The 14,374-nt window shown below is 51.3% G+C and carries 12 protein-coding genes; 5 read left to right on the top strand and 7 right to left on the bottom strand.

The annotated features are described in order from the left end of the window. The first annotated feature begins 43 nt into the window (after positions 1–43). The 3 genes from KO503_RS15160 to KO503_RS15150 are packed head-to-tail and all read left to right on the top strand — an operon-like array spanning position 44 to position 2,785. Positions 44–1,003 (top strand): sugar ABC transporter substrate-binding protein, encoded by a 960-nt coding sequence (locus KO503_RS15160; protein WP_215992397.1) that lies wholly within the window; start codon positions 44–46, stop codon positions 1,001–1,003. Beyond that, positions 994–1,791 carry an ATP-binding cassette domain-containing protein gene (locus KO503_RS15155; protein ID WP_215992396.1) on the top strand — a complete coding sequence of 266 codons (798 nt, stop codon included), beginning with the start codon at positions 994–996 and terminating at the stop codon, positions 1,789–1,791. Before KO503_RS15160 ends, KO503_RS15155 begins: the two co-directional genes overlap by 10 nt. Further along, on the top strand, positions 1,784–2,785 hold the full coding sequence (locus KO503_RS15150; RefSeq protein WP_215992395.1) for an ABC transporter permease: 1,002 nt from the start codon (positions 1,784–1,786) through the stop codon (positions 2,783–2,785). Before KO503_RS15155 ends, KO503_RS15150 begins: the two co-directional genes overlap by 8 nt. Before the next feature lie 170 nt (positions 2,786–2,955). Here KO503_RS15150 and KO503_RS15145 read toward each other — a convergent pair whose 3' ends face one another. The 6 genes from KO503_RS15145 to KO503_RS15120 all read right to left on the bottom strand — a co-directional run bounded on the left by KO503_RS15145 (position 2,956) and on the right by KO503_RS15120 (position 10,176). Beyond that, positions 2,956–3,729, bottom strand: a complete 774-nt coding sequence (locus KO503_RS15145) for a metallophosphoesterase family protein (protein ID WP_215992394.1) — start codon at positions 3,727–3,729, stop codon at positions 2,956–2,958. 153 nt (positions 3,730–3,882) lie between these two features. Continuing rightward, positions 3,883–4,404, bottom strand: coding sequence for a hypothetical protein (locus KO503_RS15140; RefSeq protein WP_215992393.1), 522 nt, complete (start codon positions 4,402–4,404; stop codon positions 3,883–3,885). 198 nt (positions 4,405–4,602) lie between these two features. Beyond that, positions 4,603–4,872, bottom strand: a complete 270-nt coding sequence (locus KO503_RS15135; protein ID WP_215992392.1) for a hypothetical protein — start codon at positions 4,870–4,872, stop codon at positions 4,603–4,605. A 192-nt stretch (positions 4,873–5,064) separates the two neighbouring features. Continuing rightward, positions 5,065–6,429, bottom strand: coding sequence for a polysaccharide biosynthesis/export family protein (locus KO503_RS15130; protein WP_252731120.1), 1,365 nt, complete (start codon positions 6,427–6,429; stop codon positions 5,065–5,067). 136 nt (positions 6,430–6,565) lie between these two features. After that, a complete protein-coding gene (locus KO503_RS15125; RefSeq protein ID WP_215992391.1) occupies positions 6,566–8,656 on the bottom strand; it encodes a GumC family protein in 2,091 nt (696 codons plus the stop codon). A 128-nt stretch (positions 8,657–8,784) separates the two neighbouring features. Further along, complete coding sequence (locus KO503_RS15120) at positions 8,785–10,176, bottom strand: phosphomannomutase (protein WP_215992390.1); 1,392 nt, start codon at positions 10,174–10,176, stop codon at positions 8,785–8,787. A gap of 377 nt (positions 10,177–10,553) precedes the next feature. Between KO503_RS15120 and KO503_RS15115 the strand changes: the two genes are divergently transcribed. Beyond that, positions 10,554–12,011 (top strand): mannose-1-phosphate guanylyltransferase/mannose-6-phosphate isomerase, encoded by a 1,458-nt coding sequence (locus tag KO503_RS15115; RefSeq protein ID WP_215992389.1) that lies wholly within the window; start codon positions 10,554–10,556, stop codon positions 12,009–12,011. 45 nt (positions 12,012–12,056) lie between these two features. Here KO503_RS15115 and KO503_RS15110 read toward each other — a convergent pair whose 3' ends face one another. Next, positions 12,057–12,860 (bottom strand): sulfotransferase family 2 domain-containing protein, encoded by an 804-nt coding sequence (locus tag KO503_RS15110; RefSeq protein ID WP_215992388.1) that lies wholly within the window; start codon positions 12,858–12,860, stop codon positions 12,057–12,059. A gap of 218 nt (positions 12,861–13,078) precedes the next feature. Between KO503_RS15110 and KO503_RS15105 the strand changes: the two genes are divergently transcribed. Then, the gene (locus KO503_RS15105; protein ID WP_215992387.1) at positions 13,079–14,374 is read left to right on the top strand and encodes an oligosaccharide flippase family protein; all 1,296 of its coding nucleotides are present in this window, start codon (positions 13,079–13,081) and stop codon (positions 14,372–14,374) included.

Below are 14,374 nucleotides of genomic sequence, written 5' to 3'. Positions count from 1 at the left end.
GACCAGAGGGGCCATGAAGGCCTCATTCCATAGGGAGAGAGATATGGACAACCAGAAAAGAACTATTGCCAATTCGGCGGTTCGCGTATTGTTGGGGGCGACCCTGCTTGCCACCACCTCTATGAGTAGTGCGATGGCCGACCCTGTCGAAAGCATCTATTTCGTCAACCCGTTGCCTCAGTTTCCAGCATGGCGCCTTATCGGTGATTGTATGGCAGAAGAGGCTACGCGTCTTGGTGTGACGTTGACCGAAACAGGTCCGACAGACGGTACGTTGAACGCCAATGTGATGATGCAACAGATTCAACAAGGCATTTCCAACAAGGTCGACGCGATCGTCACCTTCCCTGCATCAGATGGTTTTGTGCCACTGCTTGAACAGGCTGGAAGGGCAGATATTCTTGTCGGCACGCTTTATGGCTCCGGATTCACCGCATCTGCATCTGACACCAACGTTGGTGCAAACTTTGCGACTGTCGGGAAGATTATGGTCGAAACGCTCATCGAACGTGAAGGCCAGCAAAATGTCGGGCTGATGGTGCAAGGCCCAAGTGGGTCTGCCAAAGAATACCAAGACGCATTTATGGCCGAGGCCGAGGCCGCTGATAACGTGACGGTCGTGGCAACTGTCTTTACTGAAGACAATGCCAGCAAAGCGTTGGATCAGGCAAATGCTTTGCTGACGGCCCACCCCGAAATCAACGTCATTGCATCTCACATGGGCACAGCAACACAAGGCACTGTCGCTGCGATTACATCGCGCGGGTTGATAGGTGATGTTGTGATGTTGGCAAACGGCGCCGCTGGCGGTGGTCAAGAAGGTCTAGAAGATGGAACAGTTCACCGCATCATGATGCAAAACCTGTGCAGTGCGGGGACGCAGGTCGTCGACGGTCTGGTCAAAATCGGCAACGGTGAAGAGGTGCCCGCGCAACTGGATGTTGGCATCCAGATGTTTGGTGCCGAAGGCCTTCAGCAATACTTGGACGACGGATGGCAGTAACAGAACACACAGGCACTCGGGTGAAAACCCGCGTGCCTGCCCTGTCGCTGCGCAATGTCGAAAAGGCATTCGGACAGGTCACTGCCCTCAGCTGCGTCAATCTTGACGCGCAGGTGGGTGAAATTCACTTTGTTGTTGGCGACAACGGTGCGGGCAAATCCACAACGTTGAAAATTCTAGCCGGCATGCATACTGCCGATGCAGGGGAGATATCACTGAACGGCACGCCCGTGCATTTCGCCGATGCCTCTGACGCAAAGGCTCAGGGCATTGCTGTGGTTCACCAAAATTTGGCGCTAGTCGAATGCCTTGATGTGGCAACAAATATGTCGCTGGGCGCGATCCCCAAGCGTGGCTTTATGTTGGACCGTAAGGCAATGGAGCGCGAGGCAGAGGCCGTGTTGTCTGATCTCAAGGTCAGGGTCGGATCGGTGCGCACGCAAATCGGTTTGCTGTCAGGGGGGGAACGCCAGATCGTCGCCATCGCTCGCGCTGTGCGGATGAATCTGCCGATCATCTTACTGGATGAACCCACCGCAGCCCTTGGCGTGCGTGAAACGGCACATGTGGGAGAAATCCTGCAAGAGCTACGGCGCAAGGGGAAGACCGTGATCTGCATCAGTCATGATTTGGATTTCGTTTTCAAACTTGCCGATAAAGTAACCGTAATGCGACTGGGGAAATCCGTTGCAACCCTGACCGCAGATCAGGCGCGTCACGACCTCGTCGTCGGCCTCATCACGGGGTCGATCGATGCCGCACAGATTGAAAAGAGATCCCATGACTGACCAACCCGTGTCTGTGAATTCCGCCGCTAAAAAAACGCGTTTCACGCTTGAAATGTTTCTTCGGCCTGAATTGACGTTGATCATTGTCATCGTCGCAATTGCTATTGCGACATCCTTTGTTAACCCGAATTTCCTGAACATCGGTAATCTGACCGACATCGGGCGTGCGGCCGTCATTTACTTTGTCATGGCCTGTGGTGCATCGCTTTTGATGATCGGCGGAGGCTTGGACTTTTCGGTTGGGGCCGTGTTCACATTGGGGGCGATTACAACCACCATGTTGCTGCAGGCTGGCGTTCCGTGGCCCATTGCCATTGTCGTCGGCGTGTTTGTCGGGGGCGTTGCGGGTTATCTGAACAGCCAAATCATCCAAAAACTGCATGTTCCGTCGATCATCGCAACACTTGGATCGTTCTACATTTTCACGGGCCTTACCATTCAGGTGACGGGTGGGCAGGATATTCTGCCCCTGCCCCGCGCGTTTCAGGTTCTTGGGCAAGGTGCGATTTTCGGTATTCCCTACGTGGTGCTTTATGCGGCAGTGGTTGGCGCGGCTTTCTGGTTTGTCCTTGAGCACACACCCTTTGGTGTGGAAGTCCGCGCAGTGGGCGGTAATCGTGAGGCTGCGCAGGCCAATGGTATTAAGGTCGAACGGGTTGAACGCATCATTTACATCCTCGGCGGAGCGACTGCCGCCTTTGCGGGCATTATTTATGCCGCCCGTGTGGGCAGTGGGCAAGTTGCAGCGGGCGGATCAGCGGTGACGTTGACGGTGATTACCGCTGTTCTGATTGGCGGTGTCAGTCTGCAAGGCGGCTTGGGCACGATCACAGGTATCGCTGTCGGTGCGGTTTTGCTGTCTGAGATCGACAATGCCCTCATCGTGGCATCCATTCCGCCACAGTATAACACCATTATCGTTGGTGTTATCCTTATCGCAGCCGTCGCTGTCGATCACATCAGGCGCCAAAGATTGTACCGTGTAAAGCGCTGACGATCACTGCATCAAATTTCACGCTTTTCTCGTGTCTTTATGAAACTTCATAGGCAGAGCAAAAAGCGTGAAATTTTAGCAGTTGTCGATCCCGATAAAATCCATGAAATACCCGATCAGGCATATGGGGGATCGCATAAGCGCCATGCACTTCAGCTGCGTTTTAGCCTTTATCCACGGGTTTGAATAAATTCAACGGCCCCGTCGTGCAGGAATGCAGCGGTCAGGCGGCTTGTGGCATATGCTCCGGTATCCACCGAAATCACACCGTTACTCTCTTGTGGGATATCTACGATGGTATGCCCATGGACAACCCAAAGCCCGTCTTGCCGTGGCTGCTGTTGAAAGCGCACATGGCCCCAAGTCAAGGCTTGGTCCTTTTGATGTTCTATGGGCAGCGTAGGGTCTGCGCCAGCGTGGACGACAGCAACATTGCCGCTTTGAAACACGCGAGGGCGGTCGCTGAGCCACTGCTCAAGCCCTGATGGCATAGCAGCCAAAAGATGTTCATGCGCTTGTCTTAAGGCTTTTGGCGTGTTGTTTTGGCTTAAATGCAAAGCGCCATAGCTTGCCAGCGTTTGCAAGCCGCCATGACGCATCCATCTGTTGCCTGCTTCTTCTGGATTACGAAGAAATGACAACATCATTTCTTCGTGGTTGCCCAAAATAACCACTGTGTTTGGGCGCGTGGTCTGTAAGCTGCGTATGCGCTCTAAAACCTCTGCGCTGTCTTCGCCGCGGTCTATCAAGTCCCCAACAAAGATCCAGCGGGCGTCGGGCGCTTGGTCGTTTAACTGGTCGATCATCGCATTCAGGCAGCCCAGCTGCCCATGGATATCGCCCACAATAGCAAGGTTTTCTTCTGGACTTGGCGCCCCACCTTCAAACCGTAAAATAGGTGCAGTTTCTTTTGGCTTTCGCGGGCGAAAAAAACGCTTAAACATCGGGAAAACCCTTCCTTCGAGCAGAGGTCAAACACAAACCGCGCTCAACGGAGCGCGGTTTGTGTTTATGAAAATGCCACGCATTATTATAGGTCATATCAACATCAGAGCGCAAATAAAGCAGTGCTGACCTCATGAGGTGTTATTCATGCCTCAGCGGCACCTTTGAACGCCTAGTCGTATGAGTTCAGCGCCTGTGAGTTTCGTTGGTTTTCGTGTACTGTAACGGGCGCTTGTCATGTACCAGGTTTTGATGGCTGGTGGGTAATGTGCTGAAATGACGTTTGACCAGCGGTCGAATTCGGCTTTGGGCAGTTTTGATCCGAACCGGTAAGGGCCATGGAACCCGAAGACAGCTGTCGGTGTCACGCAGACATTTCGGGCTCCCAAAAACATTGTGCAGCTGGACATGCAGGAACCACGGCGGATTTCGATGCGCTGCCCCAATCTGTTGATCTGTTGGATTTCGCCGTAGCGTTCGCGGACGCGGACGCTGCCGCCTGGGTCGCCGTTGATAACGATTGTTGCCCCTGGGACTTTTGACTTTGGCCGTGCGGCATATGCGGGCAGCGCAAACGCCGTCAGCAGTAGTGCTGTGCCAAGTATAGATACACCGTAGACAAACGAATTTCGTCCGCGCGCCAAAAGCGCACGCTTTGATTGTTTAAAAAACATGTAATCACCCCACGTGATAAATAAGGGGTGTTCTCACCCCATGTCGCCGACCCCCATCGGCTTGCTTTGGAGTAAAACAGAGAGAGTCTAAGAAACGATTAAGTGGTGGTGAGAGGTTGTCGATCAAACATAAAAAAAGGCACCACAAAATGGTGCCTTTTAAATATCAAAACGCTCAGACCGCAGCTGCGGTTGGGTTTAGTTTGTAGTTGTAGTTGTAGTTGTAGTCGTTGTGCTGTTGCCCGAAAGGCCAGCAGCCAAAATGCCGCCGCCACCGATGAGGGGTACGATGCCTGGGATAAAGTTTTGTACATCGCCAGCGCCAGGCAGCATGATGCAGGCTTCATCATCTTTGTTGGCTTCGTCTTCGCAGTCGTCTTCTTGTGAGACGGCGGCTATTTCTTGTGCTGTTGCCGCTGTTGCGAACATTGCAAAGGCGGAAAGAAGAAGGAATGCAAATTTAGACATGGTTGACTCGCTATTCTGGTTTGGCGTCTCTTTAACGAAAGAAACGTGATGACATATTTAAGGTTACTATAACCCAGTTCACATTTTAATTATATGGCAAAATAGGTAAAATAACCTGTTTTGTGCGCCTAGGTTGCCCAAAACACGAAGATTAGGCGCAAGATTGCCCAATATTCGTGCTGAACATCACCGTTACTGGGCAGCTGAGGCAGTAATATTGAGGATGGATGGGGTGATTTGATTGATCAGGCGATTCCATCTGGTGACGGGCTGTTCGGCAACGAACACGATATCATTGGGCCGCAACTCAAAACGCGTGGCCAAAGTGAGCATTGTGACATTTCTGGTATCGAGCTTCCATGCGGTGAAGGCATCAAATTCCATCGGATCCTCAGAACCACGCAAGACATAGATATGACGCGGGTCAGCGGTTGTGGTCGCAAGACCTGCAGCACCTTCATAAAGCGCATCAGCCAAGCTGGCCTGACGCCCAAGAGGTAGTGGAAAGCGGCCTTGGGTTTTGACTTCGCCTGTGAGGTAGACATAGTCACGATCGCTAGCGTCAAACTGGACCTGAGCGGTGTAATTTGCGCGGGCCTCGGCAAGTTGCGCGCGGCGCAGGGATACTTCTGTATTAAGCTGTGATAGGGCCGCTGTGCGTGCATTTTGGCGGTAAGAGGCCAATTGAATTTGTTGACTGAAGTAGGCCGACGCTTGATCCAGCTGGTAGGTGTCATCAACGAAGATGCTATCGCTCGGGAACAGTGGGATTTTTTGCAGACTGTCGCTTGCGTAGAGTTTTTCCAGCGGAATTTGGTAGAGCGATCCATCGCGATAAAGGCGCACAGAGGTGTAATCCATGTTCTCGGCCGTTGTGCCACCGACGCCAGCCAACGCTTCGTCAAGATACAGTGGAGTCAGAGTGATTGGGACAACTCCGGGGTTGGGGACTGCGCCCCCAATGGAGACTTTTTTGGAGTTGAACTGTGAGATTTCAAGGCTGAAGGTCGGTTCAATCTGGGCTGAGACCAAGCTTTGGAACAGTGTTGCTTCGGCTTCTTCCAAGGTGAGACCTGCAATGGATACGCGGCCAACATCGGGGATGGCGATGCTGCCATCGTCTTGCACGGTATAGCCTTGGCGGCTGTTTTGCGCGGCCAACAGTCCAGACAGCTGTTCAACGGAAGATCCCGCAGGCGTCGCAAGCAAAACGACATCGCCAACACCGATCATGTAGGGTTGTGGCTGACGCGCAGGGGGCAAGCGTGTTGCCAAGGCGTTTGGACGCGTTTGCGCGGTATAAGACGGCTCAGGCACAGCGCCGGCACCTCTGAGACCGCCACCCATACCGGCTGTCGCGCGAAACACGGCTGGTAAATCATGGGGCGTATAAGAAGACCGATTGGCCACAAGCACACTTTGGCTGGTGACAGGCACAACACGCACTTTTGCCTCATCCGTAGCGCCAGCAACGACCTTTTGGCTATGATATACAGTCCCACAAGAGGACAGTGAAAGTGCCATGATGAGAGCAACAGCTGTACGCACTGGAAACATTCCTTGTCTTAAAATCCGTCGATTGTCGGTTCTTAATATCGAAGATCGATCCTTAAAACCATTCTATAGAGTCGAACCTGCACGATAGAGGCTTTCGCGCCGCACCAAGCGGCACAAAACCGTCTCAGATCCGCGATCAATTCGTATAATATTTCGTCCCGTAAGACCCATAGGCGCCATATGAATCGCCATAGCCATAGCGTTTCATGCCTTTGGGGTCGATTTGGTTGAGCACCAGCCCGTTGACTGTGACACCAACTGTTTCAAACATCCGCAATGAATCGCGTACTTGGGTTTTTGATGTTTTGTCCCAATGGACGGTGAACAAAACGACATCAACGTGTTGGGCAACAACCCGTGCGTCAGGCACAACCAGCACAGGCGGTGTGTCGATGATCACAAAGTCATAGGCCTCGCGCGCGGTTTTCAGGAAGTCTAAGAAGCGTCGCGATGACAAAATGTCGGCTGCATTCTCAGAGCTGGGTTCGCTGACAAGGATGTCTGCACCAAGAATTTTGTCGTGCATAACAGCTTCGCTTAACGCGACATCTCCCGCCAAAACGCTCATCAAGCCTTTGGCGTCTGTGACGTTAAGATACTGACTGAACACAAGACGGCGAATGTCGCCTTCAACCAAAAGAACTTTTTTGCCCAAGCCAACCAAGTTTTGCGCCAAAGCAAAAGACACCGTGGTTTTGCCTTCGCCGGGTAAGGACGAGGTCGACATGATCACTTGTGGCGTTTTGTCGACACCGGACAGCAATACCGATGTCCTTAGGTTGCGCACGGCCTCAGCCGCAGCAGATGTGGGTTTGTCTGCCAGATAGTCCAGACCGTCGCGACGGCTGCGACTTGGCAAAAGTGGGATTTGACCCATCACTCGCAGGCCTGTGTCTGATTCCAAATCGCTCGATTGGCGATAGCCTTTTTGGCGCATTTCCAACAGAAACGCTGCACCACACCCAAGTATTCCACCCAGAATGAGTGACATCGCAAGGATCAATGATTTACGTGGCTCCGACGGACCGCTCGGCAAAACCGCGTTGGATAAAATGCGGCTGTCCGCTTGCTGAATACCCTCTTGAGCTGCGGTTTCTTTGAGGCGGCCTAGGAAATATTCATAGAGCAGTCGACTGGCCTCGGCTTCGCGTGACAATTGCTGCAACTGAATGATCTCATCGCTTTGCGTGGCGATCTCGATCTCGCGTTCTTCAATACTCGCGGCCAAAGACTGTACCTGTGCGCCCACGCGTTGTGCTTGCAATTGGGCCCGCGCCAGAAGTTGCGCGAATTGCGCATCAAATTCAGGGCCTGAACCCGTTTGGCGCCACAGCGTCGTCAGTCGAGAATCGCCCGCTTGTTCCGCTTTGTCTTGATCTGATGCTGTCTCTAAAGCCGTTAAAGTCGCCAGTTGACGTTCAGCTTCTGCAAGGGTCGCACGGGTTGTTTGCAACCGATCACGCGACTCTTTGAGTTGACGATCAAGCGCTTGCACACTTTCGATGCTGACCGCTTCAGAATTGGTCGAAAATGCTGATACACGCGCTTCGGCTTGTTCCAATTCCAATTTAAGATCCGCCACGCGGGATGTCAGCCATTCCGATGCGTCTTTGGTGGCTTCGAATTTCACATCCATTTGGTATAGAATATACTGCTCTGCCATTATGTCCGCGAGGGTTGCAGATTTTTGTGCATCCTCGGTTTCAAGCGTAATTTGTAGCACATAAGTGTTGGGAATGTTTCGTACAGAGATACGTTCTAACAGTGCATTGATGGTCGAAGCGTGCTGTTTTTCTTGTGTTGTGGGCTCAGGTTTTGCACCAGTCAAGGCGGTCGTCAACTTGCCCTTAAAGTCCAATGGACGTAGCGCAGTGTTAAACTCAGGATCTTCTGTCAGGCCTGCCACGTTCACAACACGTTCTAGCAAGCGGCGGCTTTTGAGAATCTCAACTTCCGTGTTGATTGCCTCGGAATCTGTCCCGAGGCTTGGCAAGACAGAACTGAGGTCTAACAGCTGCTGACCCGAAGCATCCAGAAGCACAACAGTCGTAGCACGGTATTTGGGTACAGCAACACTGATGGCATAAAACGCCCCCAACGCACCCATCACGACCATACAGGTTAAAATCAACAGCTTCTTGCGCCACAAAACGCCGAGTAAAGCCCCTAAATCAATTACGTCTTCATCAGTTGCACTGCCGTACGACGGATTATTGTTTTGCGACACGAGATTCTCTACTTATTACTAGGGTCTAATTGCAGTATGGTTTAGGATAATTACAGCCGAATATCCATTGGCTTAACGTGACATTTGCAAAATGTCGTGCCCTTTTCTCAAAATCGGTGGATGCTTGCTTAAGAATATAGCCGCGCCGCAACACCTTTGCGCACTTGGACGGTTAGGTCTTTGGCGCGTGCTTCTGAGCTGGATTGGGCATAGATGCGAAACTCTGGTGCATTGCCTGAGGGGCGTAAATGCACCACATCGCCACTTTCAAAATCGACCCGCAAGCCATCCGTCAGATCGACGCTGGCGATGGCCCCGTAGGGCGCGAAAAAGGCTTCACGTTTCTCGGTGTCGTCAATCAACTCCGTCAAGAAAGCCCCAGCTTTGGCGCGATCAATCTCTTGCAAACGATCTGCTGCCGTAAAGCATTGAGGCAAGCCTGCCACAAGGTCGGTTAGAGTCTTGTTTTGCTGTTTGGCGGCAAACAAAGGGGCTATGATGGGCAACATGCAGTCGCGGGTCGGCAGGACGGCCAGAGGGCCTGATAGGTATGCATCAAAGCCCAAAAGAAATCCGCCATTGGCTTCAAACCCCACGCAGGCGTCTGCGGGCGCTTTGGCTTTTTCCATCTCGGAAATCACAAAAGGCGAGCCGATGCGGGTCAAAACCACGGTTTCAAATTCAGGACAGCGGCGCACCATGTCATTGGAGGACACCGGAGTGATCACCGTTTTTGCGCCCAAAACTTGCGCGGTCAACACGCCAAGCACATCCCCTGGAATGACTTTACCAGTTGCATCGCTGAGCAGCGGTCGGTCTGCGTCGCCATCAGTCGAAGCCACAGCGTCAAGGCCGTGCTCTTGGCTCCATGTGATCAGATTGGCGCGGGTCGTGTCATCAACGGCTTCTGTATCAACCGGAATAAACGTGTCGGAATGCGCCAAAGGCACCACGGTGGCCCCCAGTTGTGTTAAGATGACCTCCATCGTGTCCCGTGCAACAGACGAATGGCGGTAAACGCCGATGCGCAGACCTGAAAGGGCTGCCGCTCCAAAGGCATCGATGTAGCGATTTACATAGACGGTCTCTGCCTCGGGCCGCGGTGTCTGCATCCCTGCTGGCCCTGTGCGACGCGCCCGCGCAGCATAAGCTGCGGTGATTTTTTGTTCGTCTTCTTTGGAAATTTCGCCCTGTGGCACGTAGAATTTTAAACCATTGCGGTCTGCAGGGATATGACTGCCAGTCACCATGATTGCGGCAGCACCCGCGCTCATCGAGGCCAAAGCCAGCGCGGGTGTGCCAATCGCACCGCAATCAACGACATCAACGCCTGCCTCTAGAGCTGTGCGGGCAATCATCTGGGCAATGTCAGGCGAAGAGGGGCGCAAATCTTGGCCGATGAAAAGTGTGTCGCACTCAGGCACGGTTGTCAAAAAAGCATGCACGTAATCTGCGACGACTTCTTCGGTCAAATCAATAACAAGGCCGCGCAGGCCGCTGGTGCCAAAAGAAGGAGCCATATTGAAGGCCTTTCGTCAGAGAAATTCATTTAACCCGTCTCTAACATCGATATGAAAAATTCAAAATGCAAAGTTATTTGACACCGAATAATAGAACAGCCCTAGCAACATGCTTTATCTGGCTTTCCTCGCTGTCTCGGGCAGCCTATCGCGCGCGTGCTATAAGATGTGGGGAACGTTACCAAGCTTGGCCCTGCTGAGATTACTTTTTAAGCACAGCTGAGGGTAAGGACTATTTATATGCCGTTTCAGTGTTACAGGAGGCAAATGTCTAAATTTTAAGCGGCGGCTTTATTTTCATTAATAGCCGTGTCACATAGTAGTTCTATTGATATATGAATCTATAAAGTTGACCTAACGACAGGATATATTCCACCATGACTTCAGCACGTATCACGCCCGTTATTTTATGTGGTGGATCTGGAACAAGGCTCTGGCCACTGTCTCGCAAAAGCTACCCTAAACAATTTGTTCCGCTCGTCGGTGAGCAGACCTTATTTCAGGCATCGGCAAAACGTTTAAGCGGTGTGTCCTCCGAGCTCAACTTTACGGCCCCTTCAGTCTTAACCGGATCTGATTTCCGGTTCATCGTAACTGAACAGCTCGCTGAAATTGGCATCGACCCCGGTGCCATTTTGATTGAACCAGAAGGCCGCAACACGGCGCCTGCGATTTTGGCTGCAGCCTTGCATTTGGCAAAGGCTGATCCCGAAGCCATCATGCTTGTCGCACCCTCCGATCATGTTGTGCCCGATACAAAAGCCTTTCACGCGGCTATTGAAAAAGGCCTTGCAGCTGTTGTGACAGGTAAACTTGTGACCTTTGGCATCAAGCCAACCCATGCGGAAACGGCCTATGGTTATCTTGAATTGGCCACGCAGCCCGAAGCCTCTGGCGCTGCAGTTGATCTCAAACAGTTTGTTGAAAAACCAGACGCCGCCCGCGCTGCCGAGATGGTGGATGTAGGCACATTTATGTGGAACGCAGGGATTTTCCTGTTCAAAGCCAAAGATATTATAGCGGCCTTTGGTGAACACGCTTCAAGCCTGACGGCGCCAGTGACTGCAGCCGTTGATGCGGCGCAGGTTGATCTGGGCTTCTTGCGCTTGGACGCGGACGCTTGGGCACAAGCCGAAGATATTTCCATCGACTACGCTGTGATGGAACGTGCGGCCAATTTGGCAGTTGTGCCCTTTGATGGCGGCTGGTCTGATTTAGGCGGTTGGGACGCGGTTTGGCGCGAGCTTGGCCCCGACGCGGATGGGGTGGTCACTTCAGGCGACGCCACGGCGATTGAATGTGAAAATAGCCTTTTGCGCTCTGACAGTGAAAGCCTTGAAATTGTCGGCATCGGCCTTAAAAACGTGATGGCGATTGCGATGAATGACGCTGTTTTGGTGGCTGACATGTCGCGCGCCCAAGACGTCAAAAAAGCTGTTGCGGCTCTAAAAGCCAAAGGCTCTGCACAAGCAACCACGTTCCCTAAAGATCACCGCCCTTGGGGCTGGTTCGAGAGCCTTGTGGTGGGCAGCCGTTTCCAAGTGAAACGTATTCATGTGCATCCGGGAGCTGCTTTGTCTTTGCAAAGCCATTTTCATCGCTCAGAGCACTGGATCGTGGTCGAGGGCACTGCGCGTGTGACGATTGATGATGATGTGCGCTTGGTGACAGAAAACCAATCTGTCTACCTGCCTTTGGGCTGTGTTCACCGCATGGAAAACCCAGGCAAAGTGCCTATGGTTTTGATCGAAGTTCAAACTGGGTCTTACGTCGGTGAAGATGATATTATTCGCTACGAGGATATTTATTCTCGCGGCCAAGGTGCGAAGGGATAAGTCTCGGACTAAAAGCGAAAACGAGTATGTTATTTTTTCTCGTTTTCATTCCACCCAGCAGCTTGCTCGCGGGGCATTGTTCGCGAGTGCCCAAAGGTTTAGATCAGCAGAATAGTATCGATCGACGATGTCCCCAACGATTGGGTCAGATTGTATGGATGATGGCTTTATGTCTATCCCTGACCAATCTTTGCCTAAAGTTTCGCCGATGCTGTGTAGGCCTTCATCCATACGTTCAGACACAGTGAGAGCATCAACGATAAGTGTCCCATGCATGTCACATATAAAACTGATTTGCGGTTGAAAATGCGGCCATTTGATTAGCTCTTTAAATGTACTGTCGCTTACGTTTGCACAAAATGTCTCAAAGCTATCAAAATCTGCGAGGGCGGTTTCCGCAAACACTTTATCGGTTTCAAAAGGTGTTTTAAATTTCAGATAGTCGAAGGCGGAACGCAGGCGGGTTATGGGGTTGCGCAATATAGCAAATTTTTTTGTTTTCTTGAACGTATGGCTGTCTAACAAGTTTAGATATTGCGCCGAATGGTGTGCATTTATTCTTGTTGATGCCTCGGGTGCGAATTGAGGGTAAACGATGCCGTTGATGAATGTACCCGCATTTTTCGGAATGTGAATAAATGCTACATCCTCTGAGGCGTAGAGTGAAAATGGGGATGTTTTCCGCCCTGTCATGTAAGAAAAACGCCTGTACCACATTCTTGCAGGAGTGTAGAGTGTATCAGGCAATAATATACTAAAGCCATTTTTTTCTCTTAGTAGATCATGAGGTCTAGGTACCGTTAGCTGATCCAGTCCTTGTCGCAAAAAAATTGGTTGGATTGTTGTCATAATTTACCGGCCATGCTTCTGAATAGTTTATCGCAACTGCGCGTTGGTGCTTCGATCGAAGACAATTTATTTATAGCCTGATATTGTAATGCTGTCAGCAAAGGACTTCATGATTCTAAACGTCACAATAAAGCCTCTTGCGTTTTGTGTAGTGCTCAGAAATGGTAGAGTTAACTTAAGGGCGGAACTATCCGACCCCCAGATTAATGGGAGCGGATTTGTTGCTTTTTTCTCTAAAAACAAATAGTGCTAAGGCTGCTTTCTGGTTAAGTCTTTTGAAAGTCGGGGCTCTACCTATTACAGTATTACTGTCTATTGTTGTTGCGCGCGCTCTAGGTCCTCAAGATTTTGGGCGCTACGCTTTTGTCCTGTCTCTGGCTACTGTTCTTGCCATCCCTGCAGGGCAGGGTGTTGTCGCACTTATTGTGCGTGAGACTGCACAGGCTATGCAGGCTGGTGAATTTGAACTTATGGCAGGCATTCGCAAAAGGGCTCATCACTTTCTCGCTGGTTTTACAATCTTGGTTTGGTCGGTTGGGCTAGCCTATTCCTCGTTCATTTTGGATGCTTCATCAGTTGTGGAGCGACAGTGCATTTATACAGTCTTGTTACTGTTTCCTGTGCTGTCATTGATTGCGATTCAGGCGGGTGTCTTACAAGGGCTTCATCATGCATTAGCCTCACAGGTAGGCCAGATCGCACTGCGCCCTGGGCTGGCACTTTTGTTTGTGACACTCTCTCTTTTACTTATGCCTGGGATTTCGCTTCGTGGGGCTTTTGCCATCCAAATCGTGGCGACGTTATTGGCCCTCGTGGCTAGTTTTATAATGTTGCGGCGTCTTGCTCCCTCCCAACTCATAGGTGCAAGCCCTCGTTACGAGGATAGGGCATGGAGGTCTGCGGTCTTACCTTTTGCTCTAATTGCTTTCACTAATACATTTACTGCCGAGATAGGCATTCTTGTTTTAGGTTCGTATGGGGATGAAGTCAGCGCAGGAGCTCTCAGAGTGGCCATAAGTGGCGCACAACTCCTTAGCTTTCCATTGTTTATCAATAATATGATACTCTCACCTCAGGCCGCACAAATGTTTAAGAGTGGGCAGATTCAAGCATTGGCTCTACGCAGCCGAAAATTTGCACGTTTAACTTTTTTTGTGTCCATCCTGGTTGGTGTGCCGCTTATTGTGTTTGCTGCGCCAATCTTAGGATTCACTTTTGGCCAAGAGTACGCGGACTTAGCCACTCGGCCCCTGCAAATTCTTGCTCTTGGACATCTTGGCAATGTTGCAATGGGACCTGTCGGAATGCTTCTATCTATGTCTGGACATGAAGGATCTGCCCTGAAAGGGCAGATCGTCGCTCTTGGGGTTGTCGTCGCGCTTGCTCTTATTTTAGCTCCTTTTTATGGTGCTACAGGAGCTGCGATCGCAGTAGCTGTAGGTACGCTTATCGGACGTTGTGTTCTGGTGCGCCTCTGCATAAAACGTTTGAAATTCCGTCCGGCTGTGATTTAG

Origin of the sequence: Pacificibacter marinus (assembly GCF_018860505.1) — a bacterium.
Classification (GTDB): Bacteria; Pseudomonadota; Alphaproteobacteria; order Rhodobacterales; family Rhodobacteraceae; genus Celeribacter; species Celeribacter marinus_B.
This window is presented reverse-complemented; position numbering and strand designations above follow the sequence as displayed.